Below are 19,269 nucleotides of genomic sequence, written 5' to 3'. Positions count from 1 at the left end.
TCACTCACCCCCATCCGGTTTCCTGTCTCCGGCACATGCGCGCGCCTGCGCATCCGCAGAACAATTACACCGTTTCTCACCGTCCGCGATCCATTCATCCACATTGTGCACATCGAATGCCGTTCCCCGGCTGCCTTTTATTCTCACGTTTTGGGTGACCAGCCGGCCCACGTTGTTGATATAAAGGCCCATCAGCGTAGCCTCTTCATCCACATCGTCCATCATAGCGGGTTCCATGGGGATGGGATTCTCAGCGTAATCCACGGTAATATTTTCAAATTCCACCAGGCTGATCTTCTTTTCCGGCAGCCCGTACAGAAACGCTCCCGCCACATGGCAGTTATGGCATTCAATATTTTTAAACGAAAGCTGGTTCACCTCCGGGGTGCGCCCGTCCACCGGCAGGGGCCTCTTGCTCTTCACATAATCCGAATGCCGGTCGGGATCACAGCAGTTATAGTAGCAGTTGACCACAAAAGGGGTTCTGACATGATCCATACGGATATCCTCAAAACATATACCCTCCACCACAGCATCCTTTCCGCGCCCCCTCCTTGTCTTGATGCGCAGGCCCCGATCCGTATTTTGGAATATGCAGTCCTTTGCGTGTACGTTTTTCACGCCTCCTGCCATCTCGCTCCCGATAGAGACGCCTCCATGTCCGTGCTGCATAAAGCATTGGCGGATTTCCACGTTCTGTGTGGGCGTCTTGTATTTATGCCCCATATAATACTTGCCGGATTTTAAGGCTATACAGTCGTCTCCCAAGGAAAAGCGCACGCCCACCACCTCCAGGCCGTTTACAGACTCCGGATCCATGCCGTCGGTATTGGGAGAATCCCAGGGATTTAACAGGGTCAGGCCGATGAAACGGATGTCCTCGGAGAAATAGGGATGCAGATTCCATGCGGGGCTGTTCTGTACGGTCAGGCCCTGCACCGTCACATTTTTACAGCCATTTAAAAATATCATGCGGGGGCGGTAGGCCTCGAACTCGGACCGGTCTTCCCTCCACCAGTCCCCTACAGCGGAATTGCCCTCCAGCACGCCTTCGCCGGTGATCACCACATTGGACACATGGATTCCTGTGATCATGCTGGCAAAAGAATTAAGGGGATTTCCCTCCCAGCTTCCCAGGTTGTAATCTTCCTTCTCATCATAGCTCTGGGTCATGCCCGGCAGTATGGGAAGGCTGCTCCTGTCCTTGGTTCCCAGAAGCACCGCGTCTTTCCCGATATCAATGGTCAGATCGCTTTTCAGAAACAGGCTGGTCACCGCATACACGCCTTTCGGCAGATACACCCTGCCGTGCTGAGGACAGGCCATGATGGCCGCCTGGATCGCCGCGGTATCGTCATGCCGGCCGTCCCCGAAGGCATGAAAGCGTTTCACATCCAGAGTGACATACTCATAATCGGTCCGAAAGACCGTTTCCTCCGAAGTCTCTTCCCCTCTTACAAGCTTTAGGCGATAGTCTGTATCCGGCTTTAATCCGGTGAGCGTTTCCACCGTTTTTTCTGAATCCAAAGCCTTAACGCCGTCCAGAAGGATATCATACGTTTTTGTATAATAGGCTCCCTGTCCGGAAAGCTCAATCACCGCCTTCCTGGATGTTTTGAATATGATTTTAAATTCTATCATCAGCCCTTCACACCTCCTGCCGCGATACCTTCCACAAACTGATCCTGCGCGGCAAAGAAGACGATCAGCGTGGGGATAATCGTGATGACGGACAATGCCAGCACCTGGTTCCATTCAAATCCTGTTTCGGTATCCGCGATGATGCGCAGCCCCAGGGACGCCGTATACTTGGCCGTGGTATTCACATAGATCAGGGGGCCCTGGAAGTCATTGGAGGACCACATGAACTGGAACAGTGCACAGGAAACCACCGCAGGCTTCACCACAGGAACCACCACATAGAGCAGCCGCTTCAGGGAATTGCATCCGTCGATCTCCGCCGCTTCCTCCATCTCCCTGGATACGGAACGCATAAACTGAGTCAGCATAAATACAAAATAAGCTTCCCCCGCAAAAAAGGTGGGGACAATCAGCGGCTTATAGGTATCCACCCATCCCCAGCTGGTAAACAGCAGGAACTGCGGAACGTTGAGCACTACCTGCGGCAGAAACAGCGTCGACATCATCAGGGCGAACATAGCCTTTTTTCCGATAAACTCAAATCTGGAAAAACCGTAAGCCGTCAGCACCGAAGAGATCACCGTTCCAATCACCTTGGGGATCACGACTTTATAGGTGTTGAGCATAAACACGCCAAAATTAAAACCGCTGGCCGTCCAGCCTTTCACATACGCCTGCAGGGACGGATGCTTCGGGATGAAATTGATTGTCGCGAAAATTTCATTATTGTTCTCTTTGAGGGAAGCTCCGAACATCCACAGCATGGGATAAAACATCAGAATCCCCACTAAAATCAATACGATATACCGAAAGCAGGTGGACAGAAAACTTCTCGTCTTTCTTCTCATCACATACTTCGGTTTTGCCTGTGTCACTGCGGCCATATCCGCTACCTCCCATCATCCGAATAATATACCCAATACTTCTGGCTGATAAAGGCCACCGCCGAGAATATGCCTACTATGAGAAAGAGAATCCAGGCCATTGCACAGGCCATGCCCATATCATAGGACTTAAAGGCATTTTGATATACCAGCAGAGAAATCAGGGTTGTGGAGCCTAAAGGGCCCCCCTTTGTAATCAGGTATGCGCTGTTGAATTCCTGGAACGCTTCGCACAGCTGCGTCACCAGGTTATAGAAGATGACAGGTGTGATCATCGGCAGCGTGATGCGGGTGAACTGCTTCCATTTGCCGGCGCCGTCGATGGCTGCCGCCTCATACAGGCTGGTGGGAACACCTTTTAATGCCGCCAGGAAGATCACCATAGCCGACCCGAACTGCCAGATCTTTAACAGGCAGATCACCCAGATCGCCGTCTTGCTGCTGCCCAGCCAGTTGATTTCGTCAATCCCGATGAAGCCCAGCGCCTTGTTAACCAATCCGGTGGAATTGAAGATGGATTTCCATACGACGGATATGGCCACCGAGCTTCCCAGGATGGACGGGATATAATAAATCGTCCTGAAGCCTTTCACAAATTTGATGTTAAAATTCAGTATATATGCGATAAACAGAGAAAACATCAGCTTCAGAGGAACCGTGATGAACGCATAGAGAAAGGTCACCTTATATGCGTTTATGTATTTTTTTGTAGCCAGTATTGTGGCATAGTTTCCCAGCCCCACAAAAGAAGAATCTGTTTTGAACAGGTTGTAGTCCATCGCGCTGTAGTACAGGGATGATATAAAGGGAAGTCCCTTAAAGATAATAAATCCGATCAGCCATGGCATCACATATAAAAGCCCTCTGTTGCGCCTCCAGAAACCCTTTCCTGCCGGCCGGACCGCTGCTTTTGCTCCCGCCATTCACTCTCACCGCCCTTTTTCCGGTTCTTTGTTATCGTGTGTCCGCATGTATTCGCTGCATGCCATCATCAGTATGCCCTGACCCTTGGGATCATCTGTCACCACAGGCTCGGACAGGTAATAAGCCACGCTGCCGTCGCGCTCATGCCTGGGGCCCAGCCCCGCGCTTTCCACCGTGCCGTACAGATGCAGGGTATCCCCATCATAGCGCAGCTGCTGATCCAGCACGGCCTGCAGGATTTCCTCTCCGACGGACAGGTATTTATCCGAAAGCAGTATTTCCAGCCTGCACGCTTTTAAGATGGAATACGCCACCATCAGCGTTCCCGAGGTCTCGAAGTAATTGCCCTCCGCCTCCGGCAGGGCGATCAGCTGGTAGAACATGCCGGACTGCCGATCCCGGTAACGGAGCACGCCCCGGATGGCTTCTCGGTACAGATCGCAGAATTCCCGTTTGCAGTCATAGAGCTCCTCGCTGGCCATCTCATAGCAGTCCACCAGGGCCATCAGATACCATCCTATGGATCGGAGCCAGAAGTTAGGCGACAGCCCCGTCTCCTTATCCGCCCAGTCGCGTTCCTTATATTCGTCGTATGCGTGATAATACAGGCCGGTTTGCTCATCATACAGATATTTTCTTACCATCTTAAACTGGTTCACTATATCGTAATAATTTTTTCTGCCGTTAAACCGGTTCTCATATTCCAGATAAAAGGGCTGCCCCATATACAGTCCGTCCAGCCACACCTGGAACGGATAGATCAGCTTGTGCCAGAAGTTTCCGGTGGTAAGGCGCGGCTGGTGCCGGATCTGGTCCATCAGGGTCTCAACCGCCTTCCTGTATTTTTCCTCTCCTGTCACATCGTATAAGAAATAAAAAAGCTTACCGGAATTGATGAAATCCAAATTGTACTCGCCGGGGACATAGCTGTGTATGCCGCCGTCCTCATCCACATAGGGTTTTACAAAGCGCACTGCATAGTCCCTGTAGCTCTCATCTCCTGTCACCTCATACATCATCTTCACGCCCAGCAGAAGGCATCCGTCCTCATAATTCCACTGGCCGAACTGCGTATCCTCATAGCCGTCCTTATACGCATCGATGCCTCTGTACCTGCTCATGTATTCCTTGAAATAATCCTGCAGTCCCATAACCGCCCTCACTTCCTCCTGTTTCTTCTCCGCCCGTCTGACCCGTATGACACCGGACGGCCTTACATATCTGCTCCAACACGCTCTAAGCCACTGACGTATACACACCAATGGCTTAGTCTGTTAACATACATTAATAAGGGTTCGCAGCATTCACATCGTTAACGGAATCGATCAGGTACTGTGCCAGCTCCGCCGGATCACCGCCGGCGCTCAGATTCTCAAATACTTCGATGTATACACCGGTATCCGCATAGAGGGTGGAATTCTCAAAGTTCGGGTCGATGCTGAACGCGCAGGTGTCCGCCACAATGCTGGCCGCCTGCTCCACGACAGGGCTGATCATGCCCTCCGCTTCCAGGTACTCTCTGGCCTTTGTGTTGCAGGGGATCCCCCTCTGGGTTCCCATGGCTTTTACACCGGTCTCATTGGATGTTATGAACTCTAAAAGCAGCGCAGCTTCTTCCTTATGTTCAGAGGTCTCCGTGATCGCAAACCCCTGGGACACCTTCGTAAAACCGAACGGCTTTGCGCCTTCCATGGTCAGAAACTCGCCGGGAACCACTTCCTGATCTTCGTTTACGGAATTTAAATTGTTCTCAGTGCCGGACTCATACTCTAAGAATCCTGCGTAGCGGCCGTCCATCCACTTGGGGTTTGTCAGGTCGTTTTCCACGCCGTCAGCCTGTCTCTGGGCGATGGTTGGCTCCACGTGATTCTCCTCCAGTGAATTGATGAATTCCATACCCTCTTTTACCTCATCTGCCGTGTACTGGCATTCCATATTTTCCACCCACGGTTTGCCGTATTTCTGCTGCAGCCATAAAAGCATCATCCAGAATCTCGCATAGGCGCCGTCGCTCATCGGATAATATTCGTCGCCCAGCTTTTCCTTGAATACGCTGCCGGCAGCGATCAGCTCATCCCATGTGGCGGGTACTGCAAGGCCGGCCTTCTCATAGCTGGTCTTGTTAAAGAAGAACATCTTGGAGCTGACGCTGATCGGCACACCCTGCATCTTGCCGCCGACCGTCATGGCCTCCAGATCCTTTTGCGGGAAATTGCCCAGGGAAATGATGTCGGAATAATCGTTTAAGTCCACAAATTTTGAGCCGTCATTGGAATACTGATACAGCCAGTTCCAGTTGATCTGCAGCAGATCCGGTGCTGTTCCACCCGCCAGCTGCGTGGCAACCTTATCCTGCCAGCCGCCGTCAAATGAGCCGTACTCGCATTCCACGGTAATCCAGGGGTACTCCTTCATAAATGCATCCACAGCCGCCTTTGTAGCTTCATGTCTGGATTCTCCTCCCCACCAGCTGAAACGGATGCTCACAGGCTCCTGGTCAGAGCCGGTGCCGCCGTTGGCTGGCTGCTGTGCCAAAGCTGTCGTTTCTTTTATAGCAGCTGTTGTGCTCTCTGCGGCCGGTGCGCTGCAGCCTGCTGCTGTTAAAAGCATGACCAGCGCAAGAACCAGAGCGAGTGTTTTTGTAAATCTCCTCATAACCTTACCCTCCATTTATTATAATTTACTGTTTTTCTGTTTCTGCCTTAGGAACTTCAATCTCGAACCACACATAGTTCACCTGCTCGCCGTCCCCGATCTCTATCGCATGCTCGATGTCGGTCGGAATAAAAGCCCAGTCACCTTCGGTCAGGACGATTTCCTCGCCGCCGGCACGGTATGTAAACTTTGTTCCGGGCATTCCGTAATACCACTGATACAGGTTATCGTGGCTGTGAGGTTCCGCCTTGTTGGGTCCCTTGCCGATGATGGCTCCCATGGTCATGCGGGTTATAAAATGTGTGTCCAGTATGGAGTATGCCCTGATCGCTTCCGGGCGGAAGCCTTCCACATATTCAATACATCCGCTGATCGGGCAGAACCTGGGAAGCGCGATATGCCAGTGGTTCCAGAGCTCCTTATCCTCCGGCAGCATCACACAGGTCAGCTGCAGCCATTCCATATCGGTAGATGCGTGGAGCCGGTTCTCCTCCCTGTCCATATTGGGGATGAACAGTGACGGCTCATTGACGGAGAAGGCCTTGTCCTTCGTAGTCACGTAGCCGCAGCCCCCGGTGAAATAAATCAGCTGCGTCACATCGGCAAATGTCTCCAGCACGATATCACTTCCTGCTTTTGCCGTGCATTTGTAAGTATGCACGCCTTCCACCGCGCCCTGCAGCATCTCCGCTCTTAGGACTCCGTTCGGCTGTTTTGTGAAAGTCATGTCCTCTCTCTTCTGATACTTGATAATGCTCATGATACCATCCTCCTTGCTTTATTTTAAATCATTGAAATGATTTACAAAGATATGCGCAGTCCTAGCGGAAGCTCTTCCAGTACTGCTGATAACTGTCCAGAAACTCCCTGCGCTGTATTTCTCCGTCTATATACTTCGCCCAAAGCTCTCTGTTATCCTCACATACGGCTCTTGGCAGCATGCCGTTCATATCCGGCGAAGCCTTATCCGCCTGTATCTGTTCACAAGTCTGTCCGGCCAGCACCGTCAGCCCGTCTCTCCTTAGATCCTCTATAACCGGCAGGGCGCCTGCGGCACTTTTTAAGATATCGGCAGCCTCTTCGCTGCGGGCCAGCCAGCTCAAAAACGCGAAAGCATCTTCACGGTTCTTCCCGGAAGAGACCGCTCCGAGCCTGACTACGTCCAGCTGCAGCCTGTTTTCTTCGGAATCCTCCGACATCAGCAGCGGACCGATCACAATCGATTCTTCACTCAGATCCTTGACCTCCCGCATGCCCTTGATGCAGCCCGCCCCGTCATTGGTGAGCATGGCATACTTTCCGATAAAGAAATAATTCCTGGCCAGATCCCGGTCCATCTCCAGGCTGCGCCGGTTTCCGTAACGGATCGTAAGATCCAGATAGTTCATCATCTGATCCCAGCTGCGGTCACTCATTATGCTGTTCTGGTTTCCGTTTTTCAGAAAATCAATATAAAGTTCCGGAGCGGCCTTCATGGAGATCATCTGCAGCAGATCGGTCTCCGCGCAGGAGGTGATGTTATAGCACGAATTCATAAAGGGACGGATATCCTCCTGCTCCAGATCCTCACACAGCATCTCAAGTTCATTCCGGTTTTCCGGCAGACGATGCCATCCGGCCTTTTTAAGCAGTTCGGTATTATACAGAATCCCCTTGCCGTAGACCGATACAGGCACGGTATAACACACATCTTTAATTTTGCTGCCCTTTAAAATCCAGGGATCCATTCCGTATAGGATGCGCTCATCCGCCACAGGCGACAGATGGCAGTACCATGCGTCCATCTCCTCCCCTGCACCCACATCCATGATATCCGGCAGCTGGTTCATAGCCAGCTTCATATTCATCAGATCCCAGTAGGATGCCTCATCAATCAGTTCCCAGCGGATGTCCGCTATCTCCGGATGCAGCAAAAGATACCTCTCCGTAAGCAAATCCGCCGCCTCGCTCCAGTCTGTCCGCGATATGCAGACAGTCAGAATCTTTCCTTCCGCCTCCGCATCAGGCGTCCGTCTCTTTTCACGGCATCCCGTAAGCAGCATAGCCGCGGCCAGCAGCCCCGCGGCCGCACGCAGTAACACTGTCTTCTTCATGTATTCGTCCCCCTGTCCTGTGTGTTCAGGATACAATCCGTAAAGCCGCAAGCCAATGCATGCCCCAATTGTATTCTGCTTCACCTGAAACATAAACTCACAACATTGATAAATGAAGTGGACTATTTTGACATTTCCGATTTGAAGGTCAAAAAAATCCGTTGATTCCTATTATAGCTTATTATAATATGATAACGAAACGGGGAGGGAATCCGGGGCATCGGCAGCTTTCCCAAATAATGTACAAAAAGGAGTCCTGCCTTATGGAACATCCGTCCTATTTCAGCATTCAGAAGAAGCTGCTGACAGCTCTGTCGGTATTTCTTCTGCTCCCTATGATCGTCTACAGCTACCTATCCTATCAGAACATGAAGACCTCCTTCGGCGAAAAATATGAACAGCAGACCTTAAACATACTGGATTCCAGCGCCCAGGCAGTCTCCTCCTATATCACCATGGCGGACCACGCCGTGCGCAGCGTCCACTTCAACAGCCAGCTGATGGAACTGATCTCTCAAAACGGCCAAGAGCTCTCCCCCAGTGAACGCCTGTCCGTTTCCGGTCAGATTTTTTCCTATATGCAGCAGATCTACAGCAGTGTGCCAGACGCTTCTCTCGTGCGTCTGGACGGTTTCCGGCTGCGCAGGCAGATGATCATCACTAAGGATTTCAAGCAGTATGAGAAGGAGCATATCTATATCATGTCAGAGCGCACCTCTGACACCGCTCCCTACAGTACCGCGATTGTGCCCACCCATATGCAGTATGACTATAACTTTATCAACAGCAATATAGAAAGCTATCCCCTAGTTTTTGGCGTAAGCATGCCCATCTATCAGACCCCTTCCATCGAGGAGCCCATGGGCAAACTGACCATCGATATACCCATAGAAATCCTGGCCAAACACTGCAGGGCACTGGCAGAGGAAGAGGAAACCGTATATATCATAGACGGCAGCGGCAGCATCATCTACTCCTCCGATTCCTCACAGATCATGAGACAGGCGGACGGACAGCTGCAGTCCGTCATCAGGCAGGCCTCCGAAAACTCAAGCCAGGTCATCGAATCCAGTTCCCAAAACATCTTTTTCTGCACCAGGATCGAGGGGGCTTCTCTGGACTGGAACCTGATCAAGGTCGCGCCCAAGAGCTACGTCTATGCGGATGCCCGCATATTTTTTCTGAACAGCCTGCTGCTTCTGGGTCTGTGCATGATCATCATCATGGCGCTCTGCTCCATGAGTATCATCCAGTTTACGGTTCCGCTGAAAAAGCTCACCCGGTACACGGACTCCATAGAAAAGGGGAATTTAACCGGACACATGTCCGCCTATCTGACCTACACCAAAAATGACGAGATCGGCGCACTGGTCATGAGCATAAAGAAAATGATGTACGCCATCAATCATTTCACCATACAGCAGTACCAGCTGGAGCTGGCCAACCGCACCAACGAGCTGAAAGCCCTGCAGGCGCAGATCAACCCACACTTTATCTACAACACGCTTCAGTGCCTCGCCTCCCAGGCCCTGGATAACGAAAACATGCAGCTGTACAGCTCCATCGCCACCCTCGGACAGCTCATGCAGTATTCCATGGATACCGGCACCCGTCTGGTGCCATTGGAGCAGGAAATCGCCCACTGTCTGAATTATATCCGGCTGCAGGAGCTCCGGTTTGAGGGCTCCGGTTTTCAGGTGATCCACGAGGCCGGGCCGGATACCCTGGATCTCATGATTCCCAAAATGGTGATCCAGCCCCTGGCTGAAAACGCGTTCAAACACGGAAATCTGCTGAAGCTGAAGGACAGGCGTCTGCTCATACGATGCCAGATCCGGGACCGATCCCTGCTCATACGCATCAGCGATGACGGGGCGGGCATATCGCGGCAGGACTCAGAAAGAGTGAATGCGCTGCTCCTGGAACTTAAATCCAGCCTGAACAACTCCCCCAGCAGCGAAGTGATCAAGCTCTTTGAAACGACGCCGAAGGACGCCGGAAAGAAAGGCGGTTTCCCGGAATCAAAAAAAGAGCCTCCGGCAGGCAAAACGGGAGCGGACTTCATCCATACATCGAACCATATCGGACTCTGCAACGTATTTATGCGCCTGCTGCTGGAATACAAAAACCAGTGCATGCTGCGCATATTTCCCGGAGAGCCCTGCGGTACCATTGTGGAGATTCAGATCAGCCTGAATATGATGCGGCGCTTTGATAAGGAGGAGAACTGTGAAACTTTTAATCGTAGATGATGAATATCATGTGATCCGTGCCATCAAATTTCTGCTGTCCGCAACCAGCCTGGAGATTGACCAGATTCTGGAAGCTTCCTCCGCCAGAGAGGCGATGGATATTATCGGCAGGGAACACCCGGAGCTGCTGATTACGGATATCGCGATGAACGATCTGACCGGCATCGATCTCATGGAATACTTAAACGGATTGGATTATACGGTTAAGACGATTGTCATCTCCGGATATAATAATTTCGATTATATACGCGAGACACTGCGCAACGGCGGGATCGACTATCTCTTAAAGCCCATCGACAGCGCGCAGCTGAACGCAGCGCTGGAAAAGGCCATACGGCGTTACCGCGAAGAGGAGAACAGAAAACAGGAACAGCAAAAAAACAGGGAAATCATCAGCAGCATGAGCGCGCTCTGCAAAGAAACGCTGCTGTACCGGATGATGACCCAGGCGCATTGCGGGAAATACTTTGAAGAGCTGTATCATATCGTTCCCCGCCTGACCTTCTGCACCTCCTGCATCGTGGGCTATCTGAATCTGTCGGACTGCTGCCCGGACTGCACGGAGAGCAGGCAGGAACGCATCACCCAGGCGGCACTCATGCTCGGCGGTGAATTGGAAAGCACCTCCACCGGATTTTGCTTTCTGAATCCTTACCGTGAGGATGAGATGCTCCTGTTTCTGTACCAGGACTGTACGGGGAGCCGCAGACGGCTTGAAAGTCTGCTGCCCCTAATCGGCCGTAAAACTTCCTTAGACCTCACCTTTGGCCTAAGCCTGCTTAACCGGTTCCCGGACGGCATACAAACCGCATATAATCAGGCCGTCACCGCATTTTATGACCAAGATGCCTCCGGCAGCGCCAAACCGGTACTGTCCTATAATCCCAGGAGAGTGAGCCTGAAGCTCCCCGCCAATCCCGAAAAGGAGCGGCTGATCTTTTCCGCGCTGATCACAGGCAATGAGGCGCTGATTGACCGGGCCCTGAACCAGTGGCTGCAGGCCGTATTTCCGGAGGGCAGCTGCCCGCTGTATTATATCTTTGCTTTTATCGATTATTACAATCAGCTGTCGGAAGACTGGAAAAAGCAGCTGCAGACCCATTATCCGAACCTGCACCTTGACAGCTCCCCTGTCAGGCTCCAGTACGCCCGGCTGATCGGGGGCGAGCGGGACAGTCTGCTCCCCGCTCTCTCCGCCCGGATCAAAAAGGACATATTCAGCATGTACCGGGCCCTGACTTCTCAAAACAGCAATCCGGATAACGATGTAATCTATCAGATCGCACATTACATCGATCTGAATTACAACAAGCCGTTCAGCCAGAACGGCTGCGCCCAGCTTTTCTTCATCAACAAGGACTACATGTGCCGCAAGTTTAAAAGCGTGTTCCAGGTCAATATGATCGCCTATCTGACTTCTCTGCGCATCGGCCACGCCAAAGAATTCCTGGCAAATCCGGATATACGGATCAAGGATATCGCTTCACTGGTGGGTTTTGAAGATGAGAAGTATTTCTCGCGTCAGTTCCGCAAGACTACGGGCATGACGCCTAACGAGTACCGGCGCCGCGTGCTGACCTCCCCGGACGCGGACGGATCCGTGTGAGCGCCGCGGTCATAAACGCCGCCAGCCCGAACAGCGCCGCCGAAGCAATAAAGGGCAGCCTGGCGAATATACCGTATAATGCGCCGGAGGACAGGGAGCCGATGATCTGCCCCAGCGCTTCAAAGGACATGTACCTGCCGAATCCGTCACTGCCCGGCGCATCCATTCCAAGCACCGCAATCAGGTTCTGCATAGGCGCCCGGTAGACCACGGCCCAGACATAATAGAGCATATGAAAGGCCACAAACAGCAGAAAAGGAAGCTTCATGCAGACTGGAAGAAGCGTGGCGGCACACAGCAGAAACACGGCCGTCACCGCCCGGTCGGAGCGCAGTTTCTTCCCGATCCAAACGCCCAGCGTGAAATTGCTGATCAGTGCGACCAGACCCAGGCCGGCCCTGACCATACCGTTATAGATAGGATTCAAATCATAGAAATCGCGGATATAGTAGTCCATGGCATTGCTCTGGCAGTTATAGGCCGCTCCCGCAGCAGCCGCGGCGGCAAAAAACAGCAGGGCTGTCCCCCGCCCGCAGATACCGCCTGCGGGGCCGGTTTTTCGGACTTTTGCCGCTGCATCTCCATCCGGTGAGGTATCCGGCGCACGGCCAGTCAGAAAAAACAGGTTGGCCGCCGCAGATATTAGGCAGAGCGCACACTGTACATAAAACGTCACCTTAATGTTTCCGTTACCCAGAAAGCCGCCGGTATAATACCCGATGCACTCCGCCACGGCGCTGACTGCGGCCTGACAGGCCAGCAGTCTCGGACGTTCCTCTTTCTTCGTGATCTGAAAAAAATAGGCCAGATAACCCACCAGAAAACCGGCGTTACATACCCCCGCCCCCGCACGGATCAGTACCACCTGCCACACGGACCGCACATTGGCATATCCCAGCTGGATCAATGCAAAGAATCCGACTCCCGCCGCGATGATCTGATTCTTTTTCATATACGGATAGAGGCGTTTCACCTGAGGGGAGAGCAGAAATACCACCAGTGACAGGCAGGCAAATTGCACCCCATACATATAATCGGGAAAGTCCAGGCTTTTAAACAGAGTGGGCACTACGGGATGAGCCATATTGAGGCTGATGTGTGTCAGAAAGATAACTGCAAAATATTTGCGGACCGTCTTTGATAGTTTCATTTCACATCTCCTGTCCATGATATAGTCGGTATACAGGATTCAGCTTAACAGACTGCGCCCGGAAGGAAACGGACAATTTTGACCCATCCCTTCCACTATTTTGACTTAGCGCCCAACAAAAAAGAACACTAAAACGAATAGACAACGAAATGGAGGATACTATGGAACTTACTGAAAACAAAAAAATGACTGAGATTTACAAGGAGCGGGCCCGCCGTCTTATCAGCCGCATGACTCTGGAAGAAAAGGTGATGCAGACCATGAATTCTGCGCCGGCCATCCCGCGGCTCGGCATAAAAGCATACGATTACTCCAATGAAGCGCTCCACGGCGTCGCCCGCGCGGGCACCGCCACCGTGTTTCCACAGGTGATCGGCCTGGCCGCCACCTTTGATGAGGAGCTGATGGAACAAGTCGGCGATGCTGTGTCCACCGAGGCCAGGGGCAAATACAATATGCAGCAGAGCTATGATGACACCGATACCTACAAGGGGCTCACCTTCTGGGCGCCCAATGTCAACATATTCCGGGACCCGCGCTGGGGGAGGGGGCATGAAACTTTCGGAGAAGATCCCTGGCTGACCGGCCGCATGGCCATGCGCTATATCCGCGGCCTTCAGGGACATGATGAGCATTATCTCAAGACGGCCGCCTGCGCCAAGCATTTTGCGGTGCACAGCGGCCCTGAAGATCTGCGCCATGAGTTCAATGCCGAGGTCTCCGTTCAGGATCTCTATGAAACCTATCTGCCGGCCTTTCGCACCTGTGTCCGGGAGGGCAGAGCAGAGGCGGTCATGGGCGCCTATAACCGCACCAACGGCGAAGCCTGCTGCGGCAGCCGTTTTCTCCTCACCGGACTCCTTAGGGAAACCTGGGGTTTTGACGGCCATGTGGTCTCGGACTGCGGCGCTGTCAAGGATTTCTACGACGGGCATATGGTGGTCAGCACTCCGGCCGAGGCAGCGGCGCTGGGCATAAACAGCGGCTGCGACCTGGAGTGCGGGCACATCTACCTCTATCTGATAGAAGCAGTAAAGCAGGGCCTGGTAACAGAAGAAGCCATCGATGAAGCGGTGGTCCGCCTCTTTACCACCCGCATGAAATTGGGATTCTTTGATAAGGATAAAGGGGACAATCCCTATGACAGCATCACCTATGACGCCGTAGATACCCCGGCAATGCAAGAGCTGAATCTCACCGCAGCCAGAGAAAGCATCGTGCTCCTCAAAAATGAAGACAGCCTGCTGCCGCTCTCGACGAAACGGTATCCTGTCATCGGTGTGATCGGCCCCAATGCCAACAGCCGCACCGCGCTGGTCGGCAACTATGAAGGAACCGCCTCCAGATATGTCACAGTGCTGGAGGGCATACAGGATTTTGTAAAGGGCCGCTGCCGGGTGCTGTATTCCGAAGGCTGCCACCTCTATAAGGACAGAGTGCGCTATGACAGCGGCAAGGAAAATGACCGCCTGTCAGAAGTAAAAGCCGTCTGTGCAGCAAGCGATGCGGTGGTGGTCTGCCTGGGTCTGGACGCGCTGATCGAAGGGGAGGAAGCCACCGAAGCCAACGGGCTGATCGGCGGCGATAAAAAAGATCTCAAACTTCCCGGTCTGCAGCAGAGCATACTGGAGACCGCCTGTGACAGCGGCAAGCCCGTGATACTGGTCATGCTCTCCGGCAGCGCCATGGATCTGTCCTGGGCCGACCGGCATGTCCCTGCGATCCTGCAGGGCTGGTACCCCGGCGCCGCGGGCGGACGGGCCATCGCAGATATCCTGTTTGGCACGGCCAATCCGGAAGGGCGGCTGCCCATAACATTTTACAGAAATCTTGAGGAGCTGCCCGCATTCACCGATTACTCTATGAAAGGCAGAACCTACCGCTATATGAGGCAGGAGGCGCTGTATCCCTTCGGCTATGGCCTTTCCTATACGTGCTGCTCCTATGCCGCTCCCCGGATATCCGGCAAAATCTCCCCCGAAGGCCTGACCGTCCGCTTTACGCTCACAAACGAGGGGGAACGGGCATATACGGAAACCGTTCAGGTTTATATAAAGCGCTGCGAAGGGGATACGCCCAACGCACAGCTCAAAGATGTCCGCAAGGTGCACCTGGCCGCCCGTGAATCGCGTGAAGTGGAGTTCGTCCTCCCCGAGGAGGCGTTTGGCCTGTATGATGAGGAAGGAATATTCCGGATCAGTCCCGGAGAATACAGGGTCTATATCGGGGGATCACAGCCCGATGCGCGCAGCATAGCGCTGACCGGCATGAATCCGCTGTGCCTGCAGGTGCGAAAATAGAGTATGGTCCTCATTGGGACACGCTCTCGCTCCGTGAAGCGCGCAGTAACTGTCACCAACCGTCAGGTTGATGACCTGCGCGCACATCAGTGCGCTTCCTCGTGCGGGCTTCAAGGGATCCCAATGAGGACCATACTCCTTCCCGCCATGCGCTGCTTTACCGCCAACCGTGAATAGTAACGAGATATGGTAACCTGGAAACTCTTTTTTATTTAGCCATTGACAAATGGAGAAAACGCGCTTATAGTTACTAATAGTAATTATTAGTAGTAACAAATAATTCTAAACAGGAGCCGAAGAATACATCATGAATACAACAAGCTTAAAATGTCTGCTGGATGCCTGCTTTGCTGCCAAACGCATCGTGGAAACCCTGCCGGCACTGCCAAAGGGAATGAAGCCGCGTCATATCCATGTTCTGGAAGCCATTTATGAAGTGAATGCCGAACGGTCCGACTGCCGCGTCAGCGATGTCAGCACAAGGCTGAACATTACGGCGCCCAGCATCACCAAGCTCATCCAGGAGCTGGAAGGACTGGGGCTGGTGGAAAAATGTCCGTCACAGTCGGATAAGCGTGTGGTCCACCTGTACCTGACGAATGAGGGCCTGGCCTGTGTCAGGGAACATGTTCTGGATTTTCACCGTGATTGGGCCGCTGCCCTGGGAAGTGTCACGGATGAACAGGCTTCGGAAACGGCGCGCGTCATCGGTGAACTGATGCGGACGATGCCTGGAAAGAGGCAGGAGGCACAAAATGGCCAAAGAAAATAATCAGGAACTCTCTTTCACGGAAGGACCCATTTTCGGATCACTGATCCGTTTCGCGCTGCCTGTGCTGGGGGCGCTGATACTGCAGGCCGCATACGGCGCCGTTCCCGCAGAGGTTTTCTCACAGCTATGGCGGCCGGCTGCATTGCAGGAGCCGCCATCTTTCTGGCCGGTTTCTTCGGCGGTTCGCAGCTGTCCTCGCTGTTTACCAAAGATGCGGAGGTAATCGCCCAGAGCGCGGCTTATCTGAAGGGGTTTTCAGCGGAATGCATCCTGACCTGCATCCTTTTCAGCAGCATCGGCTATCTCAATGGGCGCGGCATCAGCATTCCGGTCATGATCCAGGGCATCACTTCCGCCTTCTGCATCCGCATACCGCTGTCCATCCTGATGTCCCGGCTGCCAGGCACCTCCCTTGCCATGGTGGGATTGGCAACGCCGTTAACTTCATTATACGGCATCGCTTTCTTCCTCATATGCTTTGCCTGGCTTAGGCACAGGAAGCCGGCATAAAATCCTGGAAACATACGCCGTCCGGCACACATACATAAACGCCGCCCTGCAAGACCGGTACAGGCACCTACTGCCTTTGCCGGTTCCACAGGGCGGCGTTTATGTTATGTAAATCAGAGCCTCACGAGTTTACCCGCAGGCACACAGATCTTTTCTTTCGTTTCGGTTTTCAGCAGCCAGACATCCGTGCAGGACAGGTTCTGGATCAGGTTCCCGTCAGCGGAAGTTCTCAAGCCTTTCAGAGACTGAACATAATCATACACTTCGATGTTGGCGGCGTACCAGATCTCATCCCGGTTTCCCAGCCTGCGGCACACGTCCTCCATATGCTCCCAGTTGTTTTTCGCTTCGAACTCATAGCTGTGCCCCCAGATATAGAACAGGGAAAAGCCGGAATCGTCGGGCAGCCCCAGGAAACGGTCGGTCAGCGGCAGTATCTGTTCGTCATCGTGATGTACGGTGGGATGCCAGGTCAGAAATTCTGCCGGCAGCCCGAAACCGTGAGTCGGCACTACAGTTCTGGCGTAGGCCACACCCATGCCCCTTAGCCGTTCCACGACCCTGGCATTATACCTTCCAAACGCGTATGCATAGCCTTTCACGGGATAGCCTGTGACAGCCTCCAGCTTCGTGCGGTCCCGGTGAACCTCATCCGTGATCTCGGTATCGTTCAGATCCTCCATACACAGATGCTGCAGACCGTGTCCCGCAACCTCCATACCTTCATAAATCTCCGGAACCTCAGCGGCATCCACATGCCGCACCCGGGTCTGCGGATATCTGGCCCAGCAGCTGACCTTGTCTGCGCAGAGACTGGCGCCGTTGAGATTGAAGGTTCCCTTCAACCCGTTCTCTCTGAATATTTCGATCAGCCTGCGGTCAGCTATGACTCCGTCATCATAGCTGAAGGTCAGGGCCTTTGTCCTCCCACCCGGGAAGAGATAACTGTAATTTTTCATTTCAAATGCCTTTCCCGGCGGTTGCTGCCGATCCGTTCATACGCACATCAGTGTTTGCGGTGCATGGAGAAGGATTCCAGATCCACATTCAGCTTCAGGTTTTCATGTACCTGGCGCGCGTCCGCCTCACCGATCAGTTTATCGCGGTCCTTCTTGGCTTCCTGCTCTTTCTTATGCCTGCTGGGGCCGCCCACACAGCCGCCCACACAGGCCATACCCTCAATGAAGTCCGCCGGGAGACGCCCGGCTTTCAGAAGCAGCAGCGCCTTGCGGCATTCCGCGGCCCCGTCACACTGCATCACCTTGATACCGTCGGCATCCTCTCCGGATTCCTTCAGGCATTCCAGCACCGCAGCGGTAACTCCGCCGCCGTTGCCGAACCGTTTGCCAAATATGCTCGCCTGCTGAGTATCGTTGGGTTCAGGAAGAAGCTGCACGCCCTTCGCCCTGAACATTGCGCGGATCTCGCCGAAGGTGAGCGCGTAGTCCGCGTTTCCTTCAATATTGAGATCCAGTGTCTCGCTCTTTTTAGCGATACACGGTCCTATGAAAACGGTGATGATCTCAGGATCCTTCGCCTTGAGCATCCTGGATACCGCGCACATCGGGGATACCGTTGTGGACATGTTCTCCAGCAGCTGCGGGAAATGCTGTTTGATCATATTTACAAATGCGGGACAGCAGGAGGTGGTCATCTTCTTGCCTTCCTTATAAGCTTCCGCCCATTCCTCCGCCTCGGCCGCAGCGGTCAGATCGCCGCCCAGGCCGACTTCCACCATATCTTCAAATCCTAGTTTCTTTAAAGCGGTTCTCCAGCTGGACATCGTTATATCCGGCCCGAACTGGCCTTCCGTGGCCGGCGCCAGCATGGCGACCACGCGCTTGCCTGCGCGCAGCAGATTGATGATATCCACCATGAAGCTCCTGGCTCCGATCGCCCCGAAAGGACAGCTATGGATACAGGCGCCGCACTGGATACATTTCTTCTCGTCTATTTTCACGATGCCGGTCTCCTCTTCCATGGAGATCGCATCCACAGGACAGCTTCTCTTGCAGGGGCGCATCAGATCCGCAATGGCGTTGTACGGACAGGCCTGTGAGCATTTGCCGCATTCCTTGCACTTGGACGGATCGATATAAGCCCTGTCCCTTCCCATTGTGATCGCTCCGAACTTACAGGACTGCTGGCAAGCCTTTCCCATACACTTCTGACAGTTGTCGGTCACCACATAGCGGGCGATGGGACACTCCTCGCAGGCGGAGCTGATCACCTGTACGATGTTCTTATTGTTGGCATTGCCCGGAGTCTTTCCCTCAGCCAGACGGATCCTCTGACGGATGACTTCCCTCTCCTTATAGATACAGCAGCGGAACTGAGCTTTGGGGCCGGGGATCATCTTAAACGGAAGCTCGTCCCTTTTCTCCTCCAGTTCGCCGCTGAAAGCCAGCTTTGCCACCTCATACAGCACCTCATGTGTAATGCGTAATGCCGTAGCGTCATTTGTGATCATTGCTTTATCCTC

Annotated in this window: 15 protein-coding genes; 5 read left to right on the top strand and 10 right to left on the bottom strand. The window is 53.3% G+C overall.

The genetic code is table 11. The annotated features are described in order from the left end of the window. The 7 genes from DWZ56_RS08700 to DWZ56_RS08670 all read right to left on the bottom strand — a co-directional run bounded on the left by DWZ56_RS08700 (position 1) and on the right by DWZ56_RS08670 (position 8,197). The gene (locus DWZ56_RS08700; protein ID WP_118556445.1) at positions 1–1,638 is read right to left on the bottom strand and encodes a glycoside hydrolase family 28 protein; all 1,638 of its coding nucleotides are present in this window, start codon (positions 1,636–1,638) and stop codon (positions 1–3) included. 2 nt (positions 1,639–1,640) lie between these two features. Next, positions 1,641–2,489: a carbohydrate ABC transporter permease gene (locus DWZ56_RS08695; protein WP_118556444.1), complete on the bottom strand. Its 849-nt coding sequence runs from the start codon at positions 2,487–2,489 to the stop codon at positions 1,641–1,643. Positions 2,490–2,530: 41 nt separating this feature from the next. Beyond that, positions 2,531–3,448, bottom strand: coding sequence for a carbohydrate ABC transporter permease (locus DWZ56_RS08690; RefSeq protein WP_118556094.1), 918 nt, complete (start codon positions 3,446–3,448; stop codon positions 2,531–2,533). Between the two features lie 6 nt (positions 3,449–3,454). Continuing rightward, positions 3,455–4,600: a glycoside hydrolase family 88/105 protein gene (locus tag DWZ56_RS08685; protein ID WP_118556092.1), complete on the bottom strand. Its 1,146-nt coding sequence runs from the start codon at positions 4,598–4,600 to the stop codon at positions 3,455–3,457. A gap of 133 nt (positions 4,601–4,733) precedes the next feature. After that, entirely contained in the window at positions 4,734–6,104 is a 1,371-nt protein-coding gene (locus DWZ56_RS08680; protein ID WP_243095154.1) for an ABC transporter substrate-binding protein, read from the bottom strand. A 25-nt stretch (positions 6,105–6,129) separates the two neighbouring features. Next, positions 6,130–6,864, bottom strand: coding sequence for a cupin domain-containing protein (locus DWZ56_RS08675; protein WP_118556088.1), 735 nt, complete (start codon positions 6,862–6,864; stop codon positions 6,130–6,132). Positions 6,865–6,925: 61 nt separating this feature from the next. Beyond that, a complete protein-coding gene (locus tag DWZ56_RS08670; protein WP_158584506.1) occupies positions 6,926–8,197 on the bottom strand; it encodes an ABC transporter substrate-binding protein in 1,272 nt (423 codons plus the stop codon). 263 nt (positions 8,198–8,460) lie between these two features. On the opposite strand from DWZ56_RS08670, the gene DWZ56_RS08665 reads away from it, so the two are divergent. Together DWZ56_RS08665 and DWZ56_RS08660 are read left to right on the top strand one after the other, a co-directional pair. Continuing rightward, entirely contained in the window at positions 8,461–10,449 is a 1,989-nt protein-coding gene (locus DWZ56_RS08665; RefSeq protein ID WP_158584505.1) for a cache domain-containing sensor histidine kinase, read from the top strand. Next, complete coding sequence (locus DWZ56_RS08660; protein WP_158584504.1) at positions 10,427–12,055, top strand: helix-turn-helix domain-containing protein; 1,629 nt, start codon at positions 10,427–10,429, stop codon at positions 12,053–12,055. The genes DWZ56_RS08665 and DWZ56_RS08660 overlap by 23 nt, the downstream gene beginning before the upstream one ends. Here DWZ56_RS08660 and DWZ56_RS08655 read toward each other — a convergent pair. Further along, complete coding sequence (locus DWZ56_RS08655; protein ID WP_158584503.1) at positions 12,000–13,205, bottom strand: MFS transporter; 1,206 nt, start codon at positions 13,203–13,205, stop codon at positions 12,000–12,002. The genes DWZ56_RS08660 and DWZ56_RS08655 overlap by 56 nt on opposite strands. 161 nt (positions 13,206–13,366) lie before the next feature. On the opposite strand from DWZ56_RS08655, the gene DWZ56_RS08650 reads away from it, so the two are divergent. The 3 genes from DWZ56_RS08650 (at position 13,367) to DWZ56_RS08635 (ending at position 16,787) form a co-directional block, all read left to right on the top strand. Next, on the top strand, positions 13,367–15,505 hold the full coding sequence (locus DWZ56_RS08650; RefSeq protein WP_118556078.1) for a glycoside hydrolase family 3 C-terminal domain-containing protein: 2,139 nt from the start codon (positions 13,367–13,369) through the stop codon (positions 15,503–15,505). Positions 15,506–15,812: 307 nt separating this feature from the next. Then, the gene (locus DWZ56_RS08645) at positions 15,813–16,277 is read left to right on the top strand and encodes a MarR family winged helix-turn-helix transcriptional regulator (protein WP_118556076.1); all 465 of its coding nucleotides are present in this window, start codon (positions 15,813–15,815) and stop codon (positions 16,275–16,277) included. A 126-nt stretch (positions 16,278–16,403) separates the two neighbouring features. After that, positions 16,404–16,787 carry an MATE family efflux transporter gene (locus DWZ56_RS08635; protein WP_118556072.1) on the top strand — a complete coding sequence of 128 codons (384 nt, stop codon included), beginning with the start codon at positions 16,404–16,406 and terminating at the stop codon, positions 16,785–16,787. 113 nt (positions 16,788–16,900) lie between these two features. On the opposite strand, the gene DWZ56_RS08630 is transcribed toward DWZ56_RS08635, so the two are convergent. Together DWZ56_RS08630 and DWZ56_RS08625 are read right to left on the bottom strand one after the other, a co-directional pair. After that, positions 16,901–17,746 (bottom strand): polysaccharide deacetylase family protein, encoded by an 846-nt coding sequence (locus DWZ56_RS08630; protein ID WP_118556071.1) that lies wholly within the window; start codon positions 17,744–17,746, stop codon positions 16,901–16,903. A 47-nt stretch (positions 17,747–17,793) separates the two neighbouring features. Beyond that, a complete protein-coding gene (locus DWZ56_RS08625) occupies positions 17,794–19,257 on the bottom strand; it encodes a 4Fe-4S dicluster domain-containing protein (protein ID WP_118556070.1) in 1,464 nt (487 codons plus the stop codon). Between the last annotated feature and the right edge of the window lie 12 nt (positions 19,258–19,269).

It is taken from the genome of Lachnotalea sp. AF33-28 (assembly GCF_003477885.1).
Taxonomy (GTDB): Bacteria; Bacillota; Clostridia; order Lachnospirales; family Lachnospiraceae; genus AF33-28.
This window is presented reverse-complemented; position numbering and strand designations above follow the sequence as displayed.